The sequence below is a fragment of the Flavobacterium enshiense genome (assembly GCF_022836875.1).
Taxonomy (GTDB): Bacteria; Bacteroidota; Bacteroidia; order Flavobacteriales; family Flavobacteriaceae; genus Flavobacterium; species Flavobacterium enshiense_A.
The window spans coordinates 288532-310489 of the sequence record NZ_CP090376.1 but is presented as its reverse complement, the minus strand read 5'-3'; the positions used below and the strand labels follow the sequence as shown (position 1 = coordinate 310489).

The 21958-nt window shown below is 38.8% G+C and carries 19 protein-coding genes and 2 tRNA genes; 12 read left to right on the top strand and 9 right to left on the bottom strand.

Features of this window, described 5'->3' with window-relative positions; translation table 11 throughout:
• Nucleotide 1: 1 nt before the first annotated feature.
• The 3 genes from LZF87_RS01405 to LZF87_RS01395 all read right to left on the bottom strand — a co-directional run bounded on the left by LZF87_RS01405 (nucleotide 2) and on the right by LZF87_RS01395 (nucleotide 2397).
• On the bottom strand, nucleotides 2-685 hold the full coding sequence (locus LZF87_RS01405; RefSeq protein WP_244340522.1) for a DUF6089 family protein: 684 nt from the start codon (nucleotides 683-685) through the stop codon (nucleotides 2-4).
• 152 nt (nucleotides 686-837) lie between these two features.
• Nucleotides 838-1722, bottom strand: a complete 885-nt coding sequence (locus LZF87_RS01400) for an NAD kinase (protein WP_244340520.1) — start codon at nucleotides 1720-1722, stop codon at nucleotides 838-840.
• 15 nt (nucleotides 1723-1737) lie between these two features.
• On the bottom strand, nucleotides 1738-2397 hold the full coding sequence (locus LZF87_RS01395; protein WP_244340515.1) for a CBS domain-containing protein: 660 nt from the start codon (nucleotides 2395-2397) through the stop codon (nucleotides 1738-1740).
• Nucleotides 2398-2489: 92 nt separating this feature from the next.
• Here LZF87_RS01395 and LZF87_RS01390 point away from each other — a divergent pair, with 92 nt between their 5' ends.
• From LZF87_RS01390 to clpX, 8 genes are all read left to right on the top strand, one after another.
• A complete protein-coding gene (locus LZF87_RS01390) occupies nucleotides 2490-3203 on the top strand; it encodes a pyridoxine 5'-phosphate synthase (RefSeq protein WP_244340509.1) in 714 nt (237 codons plus the stop codon).
• Entirely contained in the window at nucleotides 3203-3970 is a 768-nt protein-coding gene (locus LZF87_RS01385; RefSeq protein WP_244340507.1) for an alpha/beta fold hydrolase, read from the top strand. The genes LZF87_RS01390 and LZF87_RS01385 overlap by 1 nt, the downstream gene beginning before the upstream one ends.
• Before the next feature lie 143 nt (nucleotides 3971-4113).
• Nucleotides 4114-5382, top strand: a complete 1269-nt coding sequence (locus LZF87_RS01380; RefSeq protein ID WP_244340505.1) for an OmpP1/FadL family transporter — start codon at nucleotides 4114-4116, stop codon at nucleotides 5380-5382.
• Between the two features lie 20 nt (nucleotides 5383-5402).
• Entirely contained in the window at nucleotides 5403-6992 is a 1590-nt protein-coding gene (locus LZF87_RS01375) for an SGNH/GDSL hydrolase family protein (protein WP_244340503.1), read from the top strand.
• A gap of 156 nt (nucleotides 6993-7148) precedes the next feature.
• Nucleotides 7149-7493, top strand: a complete 345-nt coding sequence (locus tag LZF87_RS01370) for a phage holin family protein (RefSeq protein WP_244340501.1) — start codon at nucleotides 7149-7151, stop codon at nucleotides 7491-7493.
• Nucleotides 7494-7693: 200 nt separating this feature from the next.
• Nucleotides 7694-9019 carry a trigger factor gene (gene tig / locus LZF87_RS01365; RefSeq protein WP_244340499.1) on the top strand — a complete coding sequence of 442 codons (1326 nt, stop codon included), beginning with the start codon at nucleotides 7694-7696 and terminating at the stop codon, nucleotides 9017-9019.
• Between the two features lie 85 nt (nucleotides 9020-9104).
• Nucleotides 9105-9764, top strand: a complete 660-nt coding sequence (clpP, locus tag LZF87_RS01360; RefSeq protein WP_244340496.1) for an ATP-dependent Clp endopeptidase proteolytic subunit ClpP — start codon at nucleotides 9105-9107, stop codon at nucleotides 9762-9764.
• Between the two features lie 72 nt (nucleotides 9765-9836).
• Nucleotides 9837-11069, top strand: coding sequence for an ATP-dependent Clp protease ATP-binding subunit ClpX (gene clpX / locus LZF87_RS01355; RefSeq protein WP_244340494.1), 1233 nt, complete (start codon nucleotides 9837-9839; stop codon nucleotides 11067-11069).
• Nucleotides 11070-11106: 37 nt separating this feature from the next.
• Here the strand turns inward: clpX and LZF87_RS01350 are convergent, their stop codons facing one another.
• The 4 genes from LZF87_RS01350 to mutS form a co-directional block, all read right to left on the bottom strand.
• Nucleotides 11107-11448 (bottom strand): DUF1508 domain-containing protein, encoded by a 342-nt coding sequence (locus tag LZF87_RS01350; protein WP_244340482.1) that lies wholly within the window; start codon nucleotides 11446-11448, stop codon nucleotides 11107-11109.
• 236 nt (nucleotides 11449-11684) lie between these two features.
• A tRNA-Leu gene (locus LZF87_RS01345) sits at nucleotides 11685-11768 on the bottom strand.
• Between the two features lie 14 nt (nucleotides 11769-11782).
• A tRNA-Gly gene (locus LZF87_RS01340) sits at nucleotides 11783-11855 on the bottom strand.
• A 143-nt stretch (nucleotides 11856-11998) separates the two neighbouring features.
• Nucleotides 11999-14605: a DNA mismatch repair protein MutS gene (gene mutS / locus LZF87_RS01335; protein ID WP_244340473.1), complete on the bottom strand. Its 2607-nt coding sequence runs from the start codon at nucleotides 14603-14605 to the stop codon at nucleotides 11999-12001.
• A 143-nt stretch (nucleotides 14606-14748) separates the two neighbouring features.
• On the opposite strand from mutS, the gene LZF87_RS01330 reads away from it, so the two are divergent.
• Nucleotides 14749-15309, top strand: coding sequence for a DUF1573 domain-containing protein (locus tag LZF87_RS01330; protein WP_244340471.1), 561 nt, complete (start codon nucleotides 14749-14751; stop codon nucleotides 15307-15309).
• Nucleotides 15310-15377: 68 nt separating this feature from the next.
• Nucleotides 15378-15908 carry an RNA methyltransferase gene (locus tag LZF87_RS01325; RefSeq protein WP_244340466.1) on the top strand — a complete coding sequence of 177 codons (531 nt, stop codon included), beginning with the start codon at nucleotides 15378-15380 and terminating at the stop codon, nucleotides 15906-15908.
• Nucleotides 15909-15934: 26 nt separating this feature from the next.
• On the opposite strand, the gene folK is transcribed toward LZF87_RS01325, so the two are convergent.
• Entirely contained in the window at nucleotides 15935-16444 is a 510-nt protein-coding gene (folK, locus tag LZF87_RS01320) for a 2-amino-4-hydroxy-6-hydroxymethyldihydropteridine diphosphokinase (RefSeq protein WP_244340464.1), read from the bottom strand.
• Nucleotides 16445-16570: 126 nt separating this feature from the next.
• Between folK and sppA the strand changes: the two genes are divergently transcribed.
• Both sppA and LZF87_RS01310 read left to right on the top strand, forming a co-directional pair.
• The gene (sppA, locus tag LZF87_RS01315) at nucleotides 16571-18337 is read left to right on the top strand and encodes a signal peptide peptidase SppA (protein WP_244340462.1); all 1767 of its coding nucleotides are present in this window, start codon (nucleotides 16571-16573) and stop codon (nucleotides 18335-18337) included.
• Nucleotides 18338-18436: 99 nt separating this feature from the next.
• The gene (locus tag LZF87_RS01310) at nucleotides 18437-21067 is read left to right on the top strand and encodes an AsmA family protein (protein ID WP_244340460.1); all 2631 of its coding nucleotides are present in this window, start codon (nucleotides 18437-18439) and stop codon (nucleotides 21065-21067) included.
• A gap of 26 nt (nucleotides 21068-21093) precedes the next feature.
• Here the strand turns inward: LZF87_RS01310 and LZF87_RS01305 are convergent, their stop codons facing one another.
• Nucleotides 21094-21891: a DUF2797 domain-containing protein gene (locus LZF87_RS01305; protein ID WP_244340458.1), complete on the bottom strand. Its 798-nt coding sequence runs from the start codon at nucleotides 21889-21891 to the stop codon at nucleotides 21094-21096.
• Nucleotides 21892-21958: the final 67 nt, after the last annotated feature.

The following is a 21958-nucleotide window of genomic DNA, read 5'->3' as shown; positions in this document are numbered from 1 at the left end:
TTTATTCTGCGCAAAAACAAGGGTTTTGTCCAAAAGTATATGTTAATGTTACTCCTGTGAAAACGTACCAGTCATTGCTGTTTAAATTTCCAAAACGTAAAGAAGCATAATCCGAATTATCCGGGTTGCTTCCATCTAAATTATCTGTAAAGGTGTATTTTACACTGCTTTCCAATCCTAAGACAAAACTGTTGGCGATTCGGGTTTTTACACCCAAAGTCATTGGTATGGCGAAAGAATATTTGCTGTCGTCGATTTTAGTTTGACCGTTTAGTACGTGCAATTCGTCATAACGAAAACCGCTTATTCCTGTATATACATATGGTGTAAATAAAAAGCCACTGTTGTGTAGGTCAAAATCAAAGAAATTAAATTCCAAGCCGGCCGAAAGTTCTTTGATTTCGTTTTCAAAATTGTAGCCGCGTTCTTTTCTTGCCGAGGCATCTGAATCTAAATCGTCGGAGGTTATTTTTCCTTGGGTGTATGACAAGCGAAAGGAATGTCGTGTACTTCGGTTCCATTTATACAAAACGCCGAAACTAAAATCCTTTGGCGCAATATAAGTCGTCGGACCTACATCGCCAATGTAATTGCTTCCGCCCAGAAAAACCCCAAATTCATGAATTTGCGCATTGGTTTGTGTCCAGAGCATTAGAAAGAATATTGCTGTAAAGATTCTCTTCATTTTGTTAAAATAGTGTGCAAATATAACAATATAGATTTCTAAACCATCTTTGTTATAGTATTTTCACGTGATTAAAAGTAATAAAATTAGAATTAATCTTTACCTAACGGAAATTGTGAGCTTTGTAGTATGATTCTGGGGGTTAAAATTGTTTAATTGCGTTTGTCTTCTCCCCAAAGCAATTTGTTTCGCAATGTTTTCAGGAAGCCTTCTTCAGGAAAGTCAACCATGTTTATGGTAAACGGAGCTTTTTTTACATGAATTTCATTTTCGTTATCAATTGCCTTTGTGCCTGAGTCGAGTGAAACCAGAAATTGAGGTTCTCTACTCGATACTTTAAGTTTTATTTCGGTTTCATCGCAAATCACCAAAGGACGAACATTCAAATTATGCGGGGCGATGGGAGTGATTACAAGGCATTTTGACTCTGGGGTGATTACGGGTCCGCCACAGCTTAAGTTGTAGCCGGTGGATCCTGTCGGGGTCGAGATAATTAGTCCGTCTGCCCAGAAAGAAGTTAGGTATTCACTGTTTAAAAAGGTTTCAATGGTAATCATCGAAGTAGTGTCTTTGCGTGAAACGGTGATTTCGTTTAAGGCGACATTCAAATCGTAGATATCGCAAGGATCAGGATAACATTCCAGGCTCAATAATGTTCTTTCGGATACCTTATAATTGCCCTCGAGTAAAAAAAGAATTGATTTTTCTACGGATTCACGCTGCACATTGGCCAGAAAACCCAAACGGCCGGTATTTATTCCGACAATAGGTATTTTTTTGCTTTTTACGAAAGTTGCTGCACGAAGCATGGTTCCGTCGCCGCCAATACTGATGAAAAAATCGAAGCTGTCGTTTAATTCGGTATGGTTTGAAAAAGTAGGTATTTCTTTTTCGAAAACGTTGTTTTGGGATAATATAGCGTGATAATTAGCTTCAAAAACCACTTCAGCGTTGTTTTTTTGGATAACTCCTAAAATCCTGTCGATGATGTCTTTGGTGTTTTGTTGAAAGGTTTGTCCGTAAATCGCTAACTTCATAGAATGCTTTTCTAATTACATGTTTAAATATTTGTCCAGATAATCCGAACGGTCTTTCAGATTGTTTAGATACGCATCTTCCTGGTGTTCACTGATGATGTCGTATTCGTATCTTCGGAATGTCTGAATGATTTCGTTCATACCACCAAGGCTTAATTTTAGAGTTATCTGTACTTTTTCCATATCATTATGAGAAATAAAAAGCCCCAGTAGTTTTGCATTGTTACTTTCTACAATCTGTGCGATTTCGCTCATACTGTATTCTTTTATGCCTTTTTGAACTACAATAAAGCTTCCATCTTCTCTCAGAAATGGTGTGTCGTGAAAACATTTGATTACATCGGCGATTTCATAGTATCCGATATATGTGTTGGTTTCGTCTAAAATAGGGACAATGTTGGTTTCGTTTTTTGCGAAAATTTCTAGGACATCCAGCCATGGCATTGTGTTCCTCGCAAAAAAGCGTTCGAAAGTATAGCGGAATTCGCCAATTTTTCTGTCACTGTCTAAAAGTTCGACATCGTCGGCACTTGCACAACCGATATAAATGCCTTCTTCCAGAACAGGAAAATGGCTGTACGGGAATTCAAGAAATAGATCCTGAACCATTTCGATGGTGTCTTCAATGTGAATCGGATCGACCTCGTTGTTGATATATTCGGTAATTTCACTCATAACTTAAAATCGAAATCGACTGCAAAATAATCAAAAAATAGGACATTTCAGCTTAATTTTACTTTGTATTTTTGTTGGAAAATTATTTTAGCATGACAAAATTATCTGTAAACATAAATAAAATAGCCACGCTGCGAAATTCCCGCGGTGGTAATGTACCTAATCTGCTTCAGGTTGCAGTCGATGTTCAGCGTTTTGGAGCCGAGGGAATCACGGTGCATCCACGACCAGATGAAAGACATATCCGCTATCAGGATGCCAGGGATTTGGTTTCGGTTGTCTCGACGGAATACAATATTGAAGGGAATCCGCAGCATAATTTTATCGATTTGGTATTGGAGTGTAAACCGACGCAGGTGACTTTGGTGCCGGATGCCATTGGAGCGCTGACTTCCAATGCGGGTTGGGATACGGTAAAAAATCAATCCTATCTGAAAGAGGTTGTTGCCGAATTTAGAGCCAACGGGATTCGTACTTCGATTTTCGTTGATCCGGTCCTGGAAATGATTGAAGGTGCAAAAGCGACCGGAACTGACCGTATCGAATTGTATACCGAAGAATTCGCGCATCAGTACGGATTAGGAAATAAAAAAGGAATCGAGCCATATATTGCTTCGGCGGTTTTGGCTAATGAATTGGAGTTGGGAATCAATGCCGGTCACGATTTGAGCCTGGATAATATTAAATTCTTCAAAGAAAATATTCCAGGGCTTTTAGAGGTTTCGATTGGACACGCCTTAATTTCTGAATCGCTTTACCTTGGGCTGGAAAATGTGGTTAATATGTATCTGCAACGTTTGAAATAATGGAATTACATTCAAGAATAGAGGGCGAAGGACAACCGCTGTTAATCATTCATGGTTTTTTGGGGATGTCCGACAACTGGAAGACTTTAGGAACGCAGTTTGCCCAACAGGGATTTCAGGTGCACATGATCGATATGCGGAATCACGGTAAAAGTCCCCATTCGGAAGATTTTACTTATGAGGTAATGGCTCAGGATTTGCATGACTATTGTGAAAGGTATCAATTGAAAAAGATAAATCTCATCGGTCATTCGATGGGAGGGAAGATTGCAATGCTTTTTGCGACGACTTATCCCGAAATAGTTGATAAACTTATTGTTGCCGATATAAGTCCGAAATATTACGCGCCACACCATCAAACGATTTTGGCAGGATTAAACGCGGTGGATTTTTCAACAAAACCAAGTCGTGCTGAAGTTGAAGAAACGGTTTCGGATTACATTAAAGACTTCGGAACACGACAGTTTCTTTTAAAAAGTTTGTATTGGGTAGAGCCGGGGCAGCTTGGGTTTCGATTTAACCTAGATGTTTTTAACCGAAAAATAGAGACTATCGGCAATGCTCTTCCATTTGAAAATCATTTTGACGGCCCTGTTTTGTTCCTACGCGGTGATAAATCTGATTATATTCTGGATTCGGATTTTGAAACCATTCGGCATCATTTTTCTGATGTTGAGATAGTTACAATTAAGAATGCCGGACATTGGCTCCACGCCGAGAATCCAAAGGATTTTTACGAGTCAGTTATGGCCTTTCTGAATAAATAAAATTGTTTTCTATAATGTGTTTGTTAAAATAGTATGTTAGCATAACATTTTTCTTAAAAAAATTGTAAAATCCATATTTTGTTATAAATTTGGAATAATCATTTGAGAAAATGACCAAAGACTAACTCCTATTTTATAACTCTATGAGAAAACTATTATCCTTAACATTATTGGCTTTAGCGTCGACTTCTGCATTTGCGGGAGGGTATCGTGTGAGTTTACAAGGGCAGAAGCAATTAGCTATGGGGCATACTGGCGTGGCTGTTGTAAACAGTGCCGAAGTTATGTTTTTTAATCCTGCTGGGATTTCCTTTTTGGAAGATAAATTCAATGCTTCTATCGGAGGCAATCTTCTTTTTGCAGAAACAAAATTCCAAAATGAAACCTATAATTGGCAAAGTTCAACTGAGAATATGGGGACGCCTTTTAATATTTATGCTTCCTATAAAATAAACAAATGGTTGTCCGCAGGTATTGCTGTCTATACACCATACGGTAGTGAAGTGGAATGGGAAAAGGATTGGCAGGGTTCACATCTGGTAAACAGAATCGATTTAAAAGCGATTTATATTCAGCCAACCGTTTCATTTAAGGTGAATGATGCGTTCGCCATTGGAGGTGGTCCTATCTATGTTATCGGGTCCGTGGAGTTTAACAAAAACCTGAACAGAAGTTTGTCCGATGAAAGCGGAAACCGATCAGATGTGTCGCTGGATGCTAATGGAATTAACGCTTGGGGGTATGCTGCCGGATTTATGTTAAATCCTTGTAAAGAGATGCGTTTAGGGGTGAATTACCGTTCGGAAATTATTATGGAAGCCCGTGGAGGTATGGCTACTTTTCATGAAGTCCCGGCTTTTGCGCAAGAAACGTTTTCCAATACTACTTTCAATGCTGATTTACCGTTGCCGGCTGAATTAACGGCTGGTTTGTCGCTTAATCTTACGGATAAATGGATGATCGCTTTCGATTACAACAGAACGATGTGGAGTGCTTACAAATCCCTTGATATTGATTTTGATAACAAAGTACCTACTTCGGTAAACCCTAGAAATTATCAGAATACTAATACATATCGTGTAGGAACGCAGTATATAGCAACTGATAAATTTACTTTCAGAGCGGGATGGTATAAAGATGAAAGTCCAATTGAGTCAGGTTATTTTGCTCCTGAAACACCTCGTAACGATTCAATGGGGTATACAGGAGGTTTGACTTACCAAATCAATAAAAATTTAGGTGTTGATGCTTCATTCCTGTATTTACATTTTGATGAGATTGATGCATCTTATGATCATTACCAGGAAACTACTTTGGTTAACGGACAACCTGTTACCAGTACAATTCCGTTTGGAGGGACTTATAAGTCAACGGTTTTCTCTCCGGGTGTTGGTGTAACGTATAGCTTCTAAATCAATTAAAGGAAATTAAGATGAAAAATAAATTTATATATTTTGCTGTAATTGCAGCTTTGGGTTTTGCTTCATGCGAACCTGAATTTGAAACTGAAGTTAGCGATGCTTCCTACTCATCGGGAGAGGCTGATTTCTCTTCTTATGTGGCTATCGGGAATTCCCTTACGGCCGGTTTTATGGATAATACGGTTTCCCGCGGCGGTCAAGCGTATTCTTATCCAAACCTTTTGGCCAAGCAGTTTAAGGTAGTTGGAGGAGGTGAATTTACGCAGCCTTCCTATGCGGATGACGTGAATAATCTTGGAGGTCTGACTTTAGGCGGACAGGTGATAAGAGGAACCCGACTGGTAATTGATTACTCTGTAAAACTTCCTGAAAATATTGCCGGAACCCCGACAATTGAGGTTTCGAATCTTCAAGCCAAAGCCTATAATAATATGGGTGTGCCGGGAGCGAAATCATTTCATTTGTTGGCGCCGGGTTATGGTAATTTGAGCGGAGTGCAACAGCAAACAGCAAATCCGTACTTTGTTCGACATGCTACAACTCCGAACGCTACCGTTTTGGGGGATGCCATGATTAAAAAGCCAACTTTCTTCACCAATTGGATTGGTTCAAACGATGTATTGTCTTATGCTACATCCGGAGGTGTAGGAGTGGATCATAATGCAACCGGAAATATGGATCCTTCGACTTATGGAGGTAGTGATATTACAAATGCTGCTGCTTTTAAAGTTGTTTATGAAGAAATTGTTAATACTTTGACTTCCGGAGGTGCAAAAGGAGTGGTGTGTACTATTCCGAGTGTAACGGCAATTCCGCTCTTTACTACTGTACCTTATAATCCATTAACTGTCGTAACTGTGGCAGACGGTAATCAGGCAGCTTATGAGGCGACTATCAACGCTTTAAATGCCCAGTTGTATAGTCGATTAAAACAGGTTTTGACTGCTTTCGGTGCCGGAAACAGAATTAATTTACTGTCTACCACATCGGCGAATCCTTTGTTGATTAAAGACGAAACACTGCAGGATTTATCAGCTGAGTTAACAGCGGCACTTACTCCGTTGCTTGGTGCTGATGATGCTGCGGAATATGGTGAGGCGTTTGGACAGGCAAGGCAGACCACTGCCCAGGATTTGGTTCTTTTAACTACAAGACCGGTAATTGGAACGGCGCCTGAAGATGTTCCTGCTCTGATTAATAAGTATGGTATTACCTATCCGTTGGAAGACAATCATATTTTGATTCCATCTGAAAAAAAGGCTATTGCAGATGCAACTTCGGCTTATAATGCGGCAATTAAATCAGCTGCTGCTACCAAAGGTCTTGCGGTTGCCGACATGAATGCAATTATGAATAAGTTAGCAAACGGATTACGATTGGACGATGGTCAGATTTATACGGCTGATTATTTTACATTAGCTGGTAGTCTGAATAACTACAGTACGGTATTGTTCTCTTTGGATGGAGTGCATCCGAATCCGAGAGGGTATGCGGTGCTTGCCAATGAAATTATCAAGGTGATCAATTCACATTATAAAGCGAAACTGCCGATTCATGAAATAGGAGGTTTCCCGGGGATTACCATACTGGGATCCAACTAAAAAATATTAGTTTAAAAAAAGCGCTGAATTTTCGGCGCTTTTTTTATTTTTACCGCTTTTTAATTTTAACAATATTGTGAAATCAGTTAATTGCAAAACAGCAACAGAATGTCTTGTAATGGTCAGATTTCTATAAAAAACGAATAGTATTTACATATGAAAAATTTACTTGTCCGACTTTTGATTACAACAATTCTGATTATTGTTTTGTCGTATTTTCTACCGGGTATTGACGTTACTTTCAAGGCGGCTTTAATAACAGCAGTAGTGTTGGGGTTGCTTAATACATTTCTGAAGCCTGTTTTGGTGTTTTTTACCTTGCCGATCACCTTGATGACGTTGGGGCTGTTTTTGTTGGTTATCAATACCTTTATGGTTTTGCTGGCAGACTATTTGATTGACGATTTTACTGTCAAATCGAACATATTTGTCAATGCTTTTATTTTTAGTGTTGTGCTGTCTTTGAGTCAGTGGTTTTTGAACCTGTTTGTTAAAGATTAATTTTAATGCAGTGTTGTTTGTCTGATAAAAGACGGTTTTTCTACTAAGAATAGTGGATATTTATTCGTTTTTTGTTGTCTTTCGGCCTAAGAAATGCGAATAATTATAATCAAATGAATGACAATAAGTTAAAAACTTGGTAGGGTTGTAAAAAATCTATATTTTTGCGACCCTATTTTAGTATGTAAAAAAAGTAAATAATGAATATTACAAGAAACAACGTAGACGCGTTAAATGCGATTGTAACGGTGGAAGTTACAAAAGACGATTATGCAGGTCAGGTAGAAAAAGTATTGGCTGATTACCGTAAGAATGCTAGTATTCCGGGATTCCGTAAAGGTGCTGTGCCAATGAGTTTAATTAAAAAGCAATATGGTAAAGCAGTTCTTTTGGATGAGGTGAACAAGTTGTTGCAAAATTCATTAAACAATTATTTGGTTGAAGAGAAATTGGATATTTTAGGGAACCCACTTCCTAAAGTAACTGAAGATTTCAACTGGGATGCTGAAGATTATAAGTTCGAATTCGAATTAGGTTTGGCTCCTGAGTTCAATGTGGATTTAACTGCAAAAAATAAAATTACAAAATATACCATTGTTGCTGACGATAAAATGTTAGACGAACAAGTGGAGCGTATTCAGAAACAATACGGTAAATTGATTTCAAAAGAAAAAGTTGAAGAAGGTGATGATATCAGAGGAACTTTCTCTAACGAAGAAAAAGGAATTGACAATTCTGTAAATATTTCTTTGGATATTTTCAAAAGAAAAACTGATGTTAAGAAATTCATCGGTAAAAAAGTTGGTGACGTAGTTGCTTTAGGATCAAAAGGTCTTTTTGACGACGATCATAAATTAATGGATTACCTAAGAGTAGATCACGACGATGTTCACGGTTTAGATATTGAAGTTAACTTCACGATTGAAGAAATCAACACTTCTGAGAAAGCTGAGTTAAACCAGGAGTTATTCGATAAATTATTCGGAGCTGGAAACGTGACTTCAGTTGAAGAAGTAAAAGCAAAAATCAAAGAAGATGCAGAACAGCAATTCGCTGCTCAGGCAGATCAGAAATTCTTAAATGATGTTACTAAGTTCTTGATCGAAAACACAAAATTCGATTTGCCAGCTGAATTCCTTAAGAAATGGATTCAAACTGTTGGAGAGAACCCTTTAACTGAGGAACAGGCAGAAGAAGAGTATGCTAAATCGGAAAACGGATTACGTTACCAGTTAATCGAAGGAAAAGTAATCGTGGAAAACAATTTACAGACTACTTTCGAAGAATTGAAAGACTTCACTGCTGATTTGATCAAAAAACAAATGGCACAATTCGGTCAAATGAACCCAACTGATGCTGATGTTGACGGTATCGTGGCACGAGTGTTATCAAACCAAGAAGAAGTAAAGCGTCTTTCTGAGCAGATTATGAGCCAGAAGATGGTAAACTTGTTCAAAGAAAAAGTTTCTGCTACCTCTAAAGAAGTTTCTTATCAAGACTTTATTAAAGAAATGTACGGAGAATAATTTTTCGTGAAAAAATAAGTATATTTGAGCGTCAGACATTTGTTTGACGCTTTTTTTAACCTTATAAATCAATAAAGTTTACGATATGAATTACGGTAAAGAATTTAAAAAATATGCCACGAAGCATCACGGAGTGAACAGTATGTATTACGATAAAATCGTAGGAAGTATGACTCCGTATATTATAGAAGAACGTCAGTTAAATGTTGCGTCCATGGATGTGTTTTCTCGTTTGATGATGGACAGGATCATTTTTTTAGGCACAGGTGTTGATGATTATGTGGCAAACATTATTCAGGCGCAATTGTTGTTCTTGGAGAGTGTGGATGCTTCAAAAGATATTAGTATCTATATTAATTCGCCAGGAGGTAGTGTATATGCCGGATTGGGGATTTATGATACCATGCAGTTCGTTAAGCCAGATGTAGCAACTATCTGTACAGGAATGGCGGCTTCCATGGGGGCGGTTCTTTTGTGTGCAGGTACGGAAGGAAAACGTTCGGCGTTACCGCATTCCCGAGTAATGATTCACCAGCCGTCAGGAGGTGCACAAGGTGTAGCTACTGATATGGAAATTAATTTGAAAGAGATGTTGAAGTTGAAAGAGGAATTGTATCAAATCATTTCGCATCATTCAAAACAACCTTTCGAGAAGGTATTTAAAGATAGTGAAAGAGATTACTGGATGAAGTCTGAAGAGGCTAAAGAATACGGTATGATCGATGAGGTTTTGAGAAGAAGTTAAATTAACGCAAGTTAAAAGTTAAAGGGCTTAAAGTCAGGAATATACTTTGTAAATTTGCACAAAAATAAAAATATGGCTAAAGAAGTTTTAGAGTGTTCTTTTTGCGGAAGGAAAAAGCCAGAAACCAATTTGCTGATTGCTGGTATCAATGCGCACATCTGTGATAAATGTATTGAACAGGCACACGGCATTGTGTTGGAAGAATTAAAACAAAGCGGGGCCTCCGGATTGCTTACCGATTTGGTATTGAACAAGCCGAAGGAAATCCGTGCGTTCCTGGATCAATATGTTATTGGTCAGGATCAAACCAAAAAAGTTTTGTCTGTTGCGGTGTATAATCACTATAAGCGTTTGTTGCAAAAACAGTTTGACGATGAGGTTGAAATTGAAAAAAGCAACATTATCATGGTTGGGCAAACGGGTACCGGAAAAACTCTGGTGGCCAAAACGATTGCCAAAATGCTGAATGTTCCGCTTGCCATAGTGGATGCAACAGTATTAACCGAAGCTGGATATGTGGGAGAGGACGTGGAAAGTATTTTAACCCGATTGTTGCAGGCAGCCGATTACGATGTGGCTAAAGCCGAAAGAGGAATCGTTTTCATCGATGAGATTGATAAAATTGCCCGTAAGAGTGATAATCCATCTATTACACGGGATGTTTCCGGAGAAGGCGTGCAACAGGCCTTGTTAAAGTTGTTGGAGGGTACAGTTGTGAATGTTCCGCCTAAAGGTGGTCGTAAACATCCGGATCAGAAGTTTGTTGAGGTGAATACTCAGAATATTTTGTTTATTGCCGGAGGAGCTTTTGATGGAATAGATCGTATTATTTCCAAACGTCTGAATCGTCAGGCTGTTGGATACGGTTCGTCTAAAAACACAGATGCTATCGATAAGGACAATTTGTTGCAGTATATCATTCCGAAAGATATTAAGGATTACGGATTGATTCCTGAGATTATCGGACGTCTTCCGGTGTTGACTCACATGGATCCGTTGGATAAAGCTACATTGAGAGCAATCTTGACCGAACCTAAAAATGCTTTGGTGAAACAGTATAAAAAACTGTTTGCGATGGATGATGTAGAATTTGCTGTCTCTGATGATGCTTTGGACTTCATAGTTGACAAAGCTTTGGAATACAAATTAGGGGCGCGAGGATTGCGTTCTTTGTGTGAAGCTATCTTAACCGATGCTATGTATGATTTGCCAAGCTCTGATGAAACCAGCTTGTTTATTGATAAAGAATATGCGGAACATTCGCTGAGTAAAAACCTGCTTCAGCGTTTGCAGGCTGCATCCTAATAAAAATATCCCGACTTGTTCGGGATTTTTTTATGCTTTAATCGAAAAATATTTCCTCTGAGAAGTCCAGGATTTCAGATTCAGTGAAGTTGTTTTTCATTTCGTCTAATCCTTTGGTGAGAAGTCGTTCGGTAGTAAATTTTCTGCTGATGCCGTGGATGTGGTCTTTGTATATCAGTTTAAAGAAAAACTTTCCTGCCGGAGTCTTGAATTTCAAAAACGAAGCGTTTTCAGCGCGCTCTTTTAAAAAAAGAATGTCTTTCTCGCAATCTTGTTTGGTTTTGTAGCTCTGACTTGTAAAAATGGTTTTTCCTCTACGGGAATTGAATTCGAATTTGATAAGTCCGTTTTCTTTTCTGCTGATGACGAAAGTTCCCATTTGTGATGATTGTTTAAAGGCTGCAAAAATATAAAAGTCCCGAAATAACACGAGACTTTTTATTTAATGATATGCTCTTTTTTGTTCTTTTTGTTTTGTTTGATTTCCCTGTCGGACTCGATCTGTTTGTTGGAAGGGCTCACTTCGTATTTGTAAAAACTTTGAAATGTTTTAGGGTTGACAGAAATGATAGTTAAGGGAATAAAAAAAGCTCCAAACATAGTTTGAAGCTTTTGTACTCAAGGCGGGACTTGAACCCGCACGGACTAATGTCCACTGGATTTTAAGTCCAGCGTGTCTACCAATTCCACCACTCGAGCATTATGTTGGTTTGAGCGAAAAACGGGGTTCGAACCCGCGACCTCAACCTTGGCAAGGTTGCGCTCTACCAGCTGAGCTATTTTCGCATTATCATCTTTTTAAAGAACTGCTATACTTGTTCTGTATTGCGAGTGCAAATTTAGCACATAAATTTAATCTTGCAAGTGTTTTGGTGAAAAAAAATAAAACTTTTTTTTAATTCTTTGATAACGTATGGTTTATAAATATATTATTTTTTAGTCAGCATGCGCTTGATTTCATTCAGCTTCATTAATGCCTCAACCGGAGTCAAGGTGTTGATGTCCAAATTCAGGATTTCTTCCTTGATTTCTTCCAAAAGCGGATCGTCTAAATTGAAAATGCTCAGCTGCATTTCTTCCTTGTCCGATTTTATTCCCGCCAATGCTTCCCCGGAATGATCCTTTTCCAGCTTCTTAAGGATTTTTTGAGCTTTCTGAATTACGGTTTGCGGCATTCCGGCCATTTTAGCCACATGGATACCAAAACTGTGAGCACTTCCTCCTTTTACCAGCTTTCTGATGAAAAGAACGGTATCTTTTAATTCTTTTACGGAAACATTGAAATTCTGAATGCGTTCAAAAGTAAGTTCCATTTCATTCAGTTCATGATAATGGGTGGCAAACAGCGTTTTTGGTTTGTTTGGATGTTCGTGCAGGTATTCTGCAATCGCCCATGCAATCGAAATTCCGTCGTAAGTAGAAGTCCCTCGTCCGATTTCATCCAATAAAACCAGGCTTCGGTTTGAAATGTTGTTCAAAATGGATGCGGTTTCATTCATTTCTACCATGAACGTGGATTCTCCCATCGAAATGTTGTCGCTGGCCCCCACACGGGTGAAGATTTTGTCTACAATGCCCATACGCACATTTTCTGCCGGAACAAAGCTTCCCATCTGTGCCAACAAAACAATCAAGGCAGTTTGGCGCAGGATGGCCGATTTACCCGACATGTTCGGACCGGTGATCATGATAATCTGCTGGGATTCGTTGTCAAGAAAGACATCGTTTGAAATATAAGGTGTGCCAACAGGTAACTGTTTTTCAATCACAGGATGACGACCGTTTTTAATGTCTAAATCGAAACTCTCGTCGATTTCCGGACGGATGTAATTGTTTTCAATCGCCAATTGGGTGAAAGAACACAAGCAGTCCAATTGGGCCACCAGGTTGGCATTCAGTTGTACTGGTTTGATGTAAGTGGAAATCCAAAGTACCAGTTGTTCGAACAAATCGGATTCAAGCTTGTGGATTTTTTCCTCAGCCCCTAAAATCTTGGTTTCGTATTCTTTCAGTTCTTCCGTGATGTAACGCTCGGCATTTACTAAAGTTTGCTTGCGGATCCACTCGGAAGGCACTTTGTCTTTATGTGTGTTTCGAATTTCAATATAGTAACCGAAAACATTGTTGAATGATATTTTTAAGGAAGGAATTCCGGTTTTCTCGCTTTCACGTGTCTCCATGGCTTCCAGATATTCTTTTCCGGAAAAAGCAATGCTGCGTAATTCGTCTAATTCCGGGTGAATTCCTTTAGCAATAGCATTTCCTTTGTTGATGGCAACCGGTGCTTCAGGATTTAAAGTGGTTTTGATTTTTTCACGCAATAAATCACAGGAATGCAAGCTGTCGCCAATGGTTTTCAAGGCTTCATTGGTGCTTTCCAAAGCCTGTGTTTTCATTGGAATAATGGCGTCCAACGAATTGCACAGGTAAACCACTTCACGCGGACTCACTTTCCCGGTAGCAATTTTCGAGATCAAACGCTCCAAATCGGAAATTTGCTTGATTTGGTATTGCATTTTTTGCAGTACTTCCGAGTTGGTTTTCAGGTATTCCACCACTTCATGGCGTCCTTCTATTTTCTTGGCATCCTTCAACGGAAGTGCTAACCAGCGTTTCAGCAAACGTCCGCCCATCGGTGAAAGGGTACGGTCGATAACTTCCAAAAGGGTAACTGCGTTCGGATTGTAGCTGTGGTATAATTCGAGATTTCGAATTGTAAACTTATCCATCCAAACGTAAGCGTCTTCGGCTATGCGATGGATGTTGGTAATATGCTGTATTTTATTGTGTTGTGTTTCGGATAGATAATATAAAATCGCTCCCGAAGCAATGACACCTTCCTGCAATTCTTCGATTCCGAAACCTTTTAACGAATTGGTCTGAAAATGGCTGGTAAGGCGCTCGAAAGCGTAGTCTTCTTTGTAAATCCAGTCTTCCAGAAAGAACGAGTGGAAATCTTCCCCAAAATGTTCTTTAAACTGATTTTTATAATGTTTCTGAACTAAAATTTCACTCGGATTAAAGTTCTGTAGCAATTTGTCAATATATTCTTCGTTTCCCTGTGCTGTCAAGAATTCTCCGGTAGATACATCCAAAAAGGCAACACCGATATTTTTCTTTCCAAAATGTATGGAAGCCAGAAAGTTGTTGGATTTCGAATGCAGTACTTCATCATTCAAAGCTACTCCTGGTGTCACCAATTCCGTCACTCCTCTTTTTACGATGGTTTTGGTCATTTTCGGATCTTCCAACTGATCACAGATAGCTACACGAAGACCGGCCTTCACTAATTTTGGAAGGTAGGTGTTCAGGGAGTGGTGCGGAAATCCGGCCAAAGCGGTTTCCGAATCAGAACCGGCACCTCTTTTGGTTAAGGTAATGCCTAAAATTCCAGCAGCGCGTATAGCGTCGTCTCCAAAAGTTTCGTAAAAATCGCCCACTCGGAACAATAGACAGGCATCGGGATATTTGTTTTTTATCTCGTTGTATTGTTTCATTAATGGTGTTTCCTTCGGCGCTTTTTCTTTTGTCGACATAATAATAGGTTTGTTTGCAAATATACACGAAGACTTTATTTCAGGAATGCTGTCTTAAAAATTAATTAAAATTATGATTTCGTATAAATCGAATAATCTTTTTTTAATAGATTTGCGTACTAAATGTTTAAAAACAAAAAGTTATGAAAAAAATATTGTTACTAAGCGCATTTTTTGTATTCGGTCTTACGGCTGCTACAGCACAGGAAACGGCGAAAACGACTAAAGCTACTACTGAAGTAAAAAAATCTAAAAAATCTAAGAAATCTACAAAAACTGCTGCTCCTGCAGTTAAAGGACCTGGTATCGTTTTTGAAAACGAAACTATCGATTACGGAACAATCAATCAGAACGAAAACGGTCAGAGAGAATTCGTATTCACTAACAATGGTGACGAACCTTTGGTGATTAAGAGTGCACAAGGATCTTGCGGATGTACAGTTCCTGAAGCTCCAAAAGAGGCGATCGCACCGGGAGCAAAAGGTGTTATTAAAGTAAAATACGATACTAACAGAGTAGGCGTGTTTACTAAGAACGTTACGGTTACAACAAACGCTTCTGAAACTCCTAAATTGTTAATGATCAAAGGAGATGTGAAAGCGGTTCCGGCTCCAGCTGCGGCAACACCGGTTACTCCTGTTGCTACTCCAGCAGCACCTGTTGCACCAGCAACACCTGTAAAAATTCAGGAAGTAAAAAGCTAAATTTTACAAAAAAATAAATACGAAGCCTTCAAAATGTTTAATTTTGAAGGCTTTTTTAATGCAATAAAATGAGAAAACTGGAGAATAGCGAACTGGAGCGCAAAAACATCGAAGAATTCAAACAGGCAAATAAAACACCTTTAATCATTGTTTTGGATGATATCCGAAGCCTTCATAACATCGGTTCGGTTTTTAGGACCGCAGATGCATTTCTGATCGAGAAAATCTTTTTGTGTGGAATAACTGCGACACCGCCCAATAAAGAAATCCATAAAACAGCTTTGGGGGCTACAGAAACTGTAACGTGGGAATATGCCAAAGATGTTTTGGAAGTTATTGATAATCTGAAAAAGGGATCGGTTGCAGTTTATGCCGTGGAACAGGTTGAAAATTCAGTAATGCTGAACGATTTTCAGATAAAAGAAAACCAAAAATACGCTTTGGTTTTCGGAAATGAAGTTAAAGGAGTGGCGCAGGAAGCCGTTCATTTGTGTGATGGTGTGATTGAAATTCCTCAGTTAGGGACCAAACATTCCTTGAATATTTCGGTTAGTGCCGGAATTGTGGTTTGGGATCTGTTTCAAAAGATGGCAACATAGCGCTGGTTTTGAATAGTGAAATCTTCTCAGGGAGCCTTTAAATCGACTATTGCCACACAGTCACTGTTGTCTTTCGTTTCTTTTATCAGTTCGGCAATTGATTTATTCGTTTTCGGATGGAGCCAGTCATAGTTTAAATCCAGCATCGGTAACAAAACGAACAGTCGGTTTTGCATCTGCGGATGCGGAATGTGTAATGTTTCGGTTTCTATTACAAGATCATCAAAAGTAACAATGTCGATATCGATAATTCTTGCCTGATAGCCAAGTTGTCCGTTTCGGATACGGCCAAGTTGTTTTTCGGCTTCCAGAATTTTGGTTAAAAGCTTTTCAGCAGGCAAGCTGGTATGAAGTAATAATGCGCAATTGTAAAAATCCTCGCTTTCAAATCCCCAGGAAGGTGTTTCATATACTTTCGAAACACGAATAACGGTACCTACGGTTTTGTGGATTAAGGAAATACATGTCTGGAGGTTATCCAAACGGTCTCCCTGATTGCTTCCTAACGATAAAACGACTTGATGCTGACGGTCCATACGGCAAAATAACTAAAAGAAATTCAGAATTGAAGCGTTTTTTCCTTCTTCTTTGGTAATTAATTTTTAGTCCTTACCTGTAACAATTTTAACATTTTGGCTACCTATCTTATAAAATAAAAAGCGATGAAATTTTTAGGAAATGTATTGGCGACAGTCGTTGGATTGTTCGTGTTTTTTATGATTTTCTTCTTTGGGATTGTTCTGATCGGCGCAATTTTTGGGGGTGATGGCGATCATGTCAAAGTGAAGAAGAATTCGGTTATTGAATTGGATTTGAAGGAAGTGACACAGGACTATGGAGGGCAATTCAAGTTCACGGATTTTGATTATTTTGAAACCAAACACGATGGCGTAACCGATGTTTTAAATGCTATCGATGCAGCCAAAACCGACGATAAAATTAAAGGGATTTCGATTTTGAACGATGAATCCGTAGTAGGATTAGCGCAAAGTAAAGCCATTCGCCGTAAGCTGGAAGAATTCAAGAAATCTGGGAAATTTGTTGTTGCTTATGCCAATGCGTTTTCACAGAAAGAATATTACCTGAATTCCGTTGCCGACACGATTTATCTTAACCCGGTTGGAGAAATGGAATTTAAAGGATTGTCTGCCGAAGTGTTGTTCTTTAAAGATTTCGAAGATAAATCCGGAGTTAAAATGGAAGTCATCCGTCACGGTAAATACAAAAGCGCCGTAGAGCCGTTTTTGGAAAATGAGATGAGTGAAGCCAATAGAGAACAAATGAGTGCTTTGTTGAATTCAATGTGGACTTCGGTTGTTGACGATATTTCCAAGAGCAGAAAGATTTCCGTGGATAGTCTAAATGCTATTGCCAACTCACTTGGAGCGCGTACCCCTGAATTGGCGTTGCAGAAACACCTGATCGACAAGATTGGTTATGAAGACGAATACCACAATGGTATCCGTAAAGCTTTGAAGGTTGATAAAGAAGATGAATACAACAAGATTAGCATTCTGGATTATGCCGAGGGTGTAGCCAGAACCAATATCGATTATTCCAAGAAAGATATAATTGCCATCGTTTATGCTCAGGGAGAAATACAATCCGGTGAAGGTGATGTGAGTTATATAGGTGAAGGTTCTATGCGCCGTTCATTGGAAGAAGCGAGGAATGACGAAGATGTAAAAGCAGTGGTTTTACGCGTGGATTCTCCGGGAGGGAATGCACTGACTTCCGAATTGATCTGGAGGGAAATTGAACTGACTAAAAAAGTGAAGCCTGTCGTTGTTTCAATGGGGAATTTGGCCGCTTCTGGTGGTTATTACATTTCGTGTAATGCTAATACGATTTTTGCGGAAGCCAATACGATTACGGGTTCTATCGGAGTTTTTGGTGCTTTGCCTAATTTTCATCCGTTGGCTACTAAATTGGGGATTAATGCCGAACAGGTAAAAACACATCAGAATGCAAGCGGTTACAGTGTTTTTGAACCGATAGATGCTAAATTTAAAGAAGTTGTAACGGAGAGTATTGAAACCATTTATACTACATTCTTAAAGCGTGTGTCGGCAGGAAGAAAAATGACCGTTGAACAGGTTGATGCCGTTGCGCAAGGACGTGTGTGGACTGGCGCCGATGCTATAAAGTTAGGATTAGTGGATAAAATCGGTGGAATGGATGCGGCGATTAAACATGCGGCGACATTGGCAAAAATAAAAGAGTACAGGACAGAAGATTTTCCGGAATACGAAAAAACCTTTGAAGATTTGCTTCGTAATTTAGGAGGCATTTCAATGTTCCAGTCAAAAGAAGCTTTGATAAAAGAGGAAATCGGAGAGGAAAATTATCAGGTTTTAGACCGAATTCGAAAAGTAAACCAACGAAGAGGTGTTCAGGCGGTAATGCCTTTTGATTTCAATGTTCAGTAAAAATCAACGACCATAAACAACTAAACCAACTTATTTACGTTTTATAGATAAGTTGGTTTTGTTTTTTGTAGTATTTTCGTAAGATTAATAGTTTTAAAAATGGCAAAGAAAATTTTGAAGATAGCAGGGATTTCTCTGTTGGTTATTATCGTCGCTTTAGCAGCGACGCCTTTTTTGTTCAAAGACAAAATAAAAGAGCTGGTAACTAAATCTATAAACGAAAAAGTCGATGCTAAGATAGCTTTTGAAGATGTTGGGTTAAGTCTTTTTAAAAACTTTCCCAATGCCAGTGTAACTATCGATAAGCTGAGTATTATCAACAAGGCGCCTTTTGAAGGGGATACGTTGTTTTATGCCGGCGAAGTCAACTTGAAGATGTCTGTAAAGGAGTTGTTCAAAGGGGAAGGTGAAGCTATGAACATTGAAGGTTTTTCTTCAAAAGACGGATTGGTGAATATCATTTTTAATAAAGACGGTATTGGTAATTTCGACATTGCTTTGAAAGAAGAAAAGCCTGGAGACGAGGTCAAAAGCAAACCGTTTGCTATGAGTATTCAAAAATATTCGATTGAGAATCTTCGTTTCCGTTATACGGATGAAAAATCCAAAATTAAAATGGTTATCGATAGCCTGAACCATGAAGGAACGGGTGATTTAGCAGCGGATAATCTGGATTTAAAGACCAAGTCGACAGCCAAATTGTCATTGGATGTGGACAAAATGAATTACATGAAAGATGTAGTGTTGTCCCTTGATGCCGTTTTGGGAATCGATATGAAAAATCAAAAGTACACGTTCCGAAACAATAAGGCATTAATTAATCAGTTACCATTGGAGTTTGACGGGTTCATCCAAATGGTGGAAAAGGGGCAGGTGTACGACCTGAAATTCAAAACACCTACTTCTGATTTTAAAAATTTCTTAGGACTGATTCCGGCGGCTTATGCGGGTAATATCAGTACCGTAAAAACTACCGGTGAATTCCGGGTGGGTGGAACTGTGAAAGGTGAGTTGACCGATGCAACCATTCCAAAATTCAATATTGCTATCGCCTCTGATAATGCTTCGTTCCAGTATCCGGATTTACCGAAATCGGTTCAGGATATTAAAATAGATACTAAAATCATCAACGAAACAGGTTTAATGAATGATACTTATGTGAATGTAGATAAATTGTCGTTCCGTATCGATCAGGATGTTTTCAGCGCAAAAGCTAACATTAGAAATATAGCCGAAAATGCCTTGGTAAATGCCGAATTGAAAGGGGTTGTTAATCTGGCCAATGTAACTAAAGCTTATCCGGTGAAATTGGATAAACCGCTTTCCGGAATCCTGAAAGCCGACGTGGTTACGAAATTTGATATGAAATCGGTGGAGACGAGTCAGTACCAGAATATTCAGAATTCGGGGAATATGACGCTTACCGGCTTTAATTATACCGGTCCTGAAATGGCGAAACCAGTTCAGATTTCACAAGCGGTTGTGGCGTTTAATCCGAATCAGATTCGTTTGAATCAGCTGGACTTAAAAACAGGAAAATCAGATGTACATCTTACAGGTACTTTAGATAATTTCTATGGATTCGTATTTAAAGATCAGATTTTGAAAGCGAATTTCAATATGAATTCCAATCAGTTTTTGGTCTCCGATTTTATGGCGCCTTCAGCTCCGGCAGCTAAAGAAGGAAAAGAAGGAACGGCAAAAAAAGAAGCGGTTAAAATTCCGGCCTTCCTGGATTGCGCCGTTACTGCTAAAGCGAATACCGTTGTGTATGATAATCTGACATTAAAAGATGTTTCCGGGAAAATGATTATCCGTGATGAAGCGGTAACGCTGCAAAATTTGAAAACCAGTCTTTTCGACGGTATAATCGGAGTAGATGGCGTGGTTTCAACCAAAGGAAAAGTTCCGTCGTTTAAAATGGATTTAGGGTTGAATAAAGTTGATATTGCCAAATCGTTCACTCAGTTGGATATGTTGAAATCCATTGCGCCTATTGCAGGGGTTGTCGACGGTAAGCTAAATTCAACTATAAAGCTTTCCGGTAATCTCGACGCAATGGAAATGACGCCTGATTTAAAAACGATTTCGGGTGATTTGTTCGGACAACTTTTGAGTGCCAAAGTGAATGCGCAAAATTCACAGTTGTTGTCGTCATTGGCATCAAACGTGAAATTCATCGATATAAGTAAGTTAAACCTTAATGATGTAAAAGCAGCCCTTTCCTTTACTAACGGCAGGGTTAATGTGAAGCCGATAGACTTAAAATATCAGGATATTAAAGTGACAGTAGGTGGGACACACGGTTTTGATCAATCGATGAATTATAATCTGAAATTTGATGTGCCCGCAAAATATTTAGGTTCCGATGTGAATAAATTGTTGGCAAAACTGACTCCGGCAGAACAAGCGAAGCTTCAAAATGTACCTGTAAATGCTGTTATGACCGGAACTTTCAAGAATCCGAAAGTGAGTACTGATATGAAGCCGGCGATCGCTAATATTACAAAGCAACTGGTTGATTACCAAAAAAACAAGTTGATAAATCAGGGAACTTCGGCTTTAGGGAATATACTTGGAGGTACTAAAGGGGCTACAGCTCCGAAAGACACCACTAAAACTAAGACTACACAGCCAAAACCAGATGTTAAAGAAACTGCTACAAAAGCTTTAAAGGATTTGTTTGGTAAGAAGAAAAAAGAAGAACCGAAACCAACTACAACACCATAAAAAAAGCCCCAATTAAGGGGCTTTTTTTATGATAAATTTATTTTTACTACATAGCCTTCAAAGGTTCGTACATTGAATACGGTCCCGTCTTCAAAGATGAGATATTGGCCTTTTACACCTGAAAGTTTTCCTGAAAATTGAGGTGTTTTGTCTAAGTTTAAACTGTTTACTTTTTTTGGATATTCCAAAACAGGATAGACCAAATCGTATTTTGTGTCAGGGACAACCGCAAAATAAGGTTGTACCTCTTCTGGAATCAGATTGCCTAGACCGTTTCTTTCGGCTACTAGGTCCACTTCCGGGATTTCATTTTTAAGCATCTTCTGCCAGTTGGTTTTGTCGGCATAATGATTTTTTAATGCAACTTCTGTAATACCTGCCAAATAACGGTTTGGAACTTCTACGATAGGTACTGCCTGAATGGCGCCCTGATCAATCCATCGGGTAGGGACTTGTGTTTTTCGGGTAACGCCAACTTTTATTTCGCTCGATAAGGCCAGATAAACAATATGTGGTTGTAATTGCACTCTTTTTTCATATTCCAAATCACGGTCTTCAATGCCTAAATGGGCAGTACTTAATTCTGGTTTCATGATCCAGTCTCCTGCCGCTGCACTCGACATGAAACAATCGTAACAAAATCCCTGACGGAAAATTTTCTTTTTCTTTCCGCAATTCAGACACTGATATCCCTGAAAGGTGATTTCCAATTCCTTGTTAAGCAGTTGGTTGATATTTAAAAAGCTGTTTTCGAAAACCAGATAATATTGAATTGGGTTTCCGAACTCGGTTTGCATTTTTGTTAGTACGCCTTCGTAAGTCATTTTTTTAGGATTAGAAAATTTAGGAATCGATCCTGACGGTCAAAATTATCGCTAAAATTTGTTATAT

Bases quoted from the DNA above. Each gene is read 5' to 3' on its own strand.
- LZF87_RS01405 (WP_244340522.1), bottom strand. From the start codon at position 685: ATGAAGAGAATCTTTACAGCAATATTCTTTCTAATGCTCTGGACACAA.
- LZF87_RS01400 (WP_244340520.1), bottom strand. From the start codon at position 1,722: ATGAAGTTAGCGATTTACGGACAAACCTTTCAACAAAACACCAAAGAC.
- folK (WP_244340464.1), bottom strand. From the start codon at position 16,444: ATGGACCGTCAGCATCAAGTCGTTTTATCGTTAGGAAGCAATCAGGGA.
- LZF87_RS01385 (WP_244340507.1), top strand. From the start codon at position 3,203: ATGGAATTACATTCAAGAATAGAGGGCGAAGGACAACCGCTGTTAATC.
- mutS (WP_244340473.1), bottom strand. From the start codon at position 14,605: ATGTCGACAAAAGAAAAAGCGCCGAAGGAAACACCATTAATGAAACAA.
- LZF87_RS01370 (WP_244340501.1), top strand. From the start codon at position 7,149: ATGAAAAATTTACTTGTCCGACTTTTGATTACAACAATTCTGATTATT.
- LZF87_RS01390 (WP_244340509.1), top strand. From the start codon at position 2,490: ATGACAAAATTATCTGTAAACATAAATAAAATAGCCACGCTGCGAAAT.
- clpP (WP_244340496.1), top strand. From the start codon at position 9,105: ATGAATTACGGTAAAGAATTTAAAAAATATGCCACGAAGCATCACGGA.
- LZF87_RS01330 (WP_244340471.1), top strand. From the start codon at position 14,749: ATGAAAAAAATATTGTTACTAAGCGCATTTTTTGTATTCGGTCTTACG.
- LZF87_RS01325 (WP_244340466.1), top strand. From the start codon at position 15,378: ATGAGAAAACTGGAGAATAGCGAACTGGAGCGCAAAAACATCGAAGAA.
- LZF87_RS01310 (WP_244340460.1), top strand. From the start codon at position 18,437: ATGGCAAAGAAAATTTTGAAGATAGCAGGGATTTCTCTGTTGGTTATT.
- LZF87_RS01395 (WP_244340515.1), bottom strand. From the start codon at position 2,397: ATGAGTGAAATTACCGAATATATCAACAACGAGGTCGATCCGATTCAC.
- LZF87_RS01380 (WP_244340505.1), top strand. From the start codon at position 4,114: ATGAGAAAACTATTATCCTTAACATTATTGGCTTTAGCGTCGACTTCT.
- LZF87_RS01305 (WP_244340458.1), bottom strand. From the start codon at position 21,891: ATGACTTACGAAGGCGTACTAACAAAAATGCAAACCGAGTTCGGAAAC.
- tig (WP_244340499.1), top strand. From the start codon at position 7,694: ATGAATATTACAAGAAACAACGTAGACGCGTTAAATGCGATTGTAACG.
- LZF87_RS01350 (WP_244340482.1), bottom strand. From the start codon at position 11,448: ATGGGAACTTTCGTCATCAGCAGAAAAGAAAACGGACTTATCAAATTC.
- sppA (WP_244340462.1), top strand. From the start codon at position 16,571: ATGAAATTTTTAGGAAATGTATTGGCGACAGTCGTTGGATTGTTCGTG.
- clpX (WP_244340494.1), top strand. From the start codon at position 9,837: ATGGCTAAAGAAGTTTTAGAGTGTTCTTTTTGCGGAAGGAAAAAGCCA.
- LZF87_RS01375 (WP_244340503.1), top strand. From the start codon at position 5,403: ATGAAAAATAAATTTATATATTTTGCTGTAATTGCAGCTTTGGGTTTT.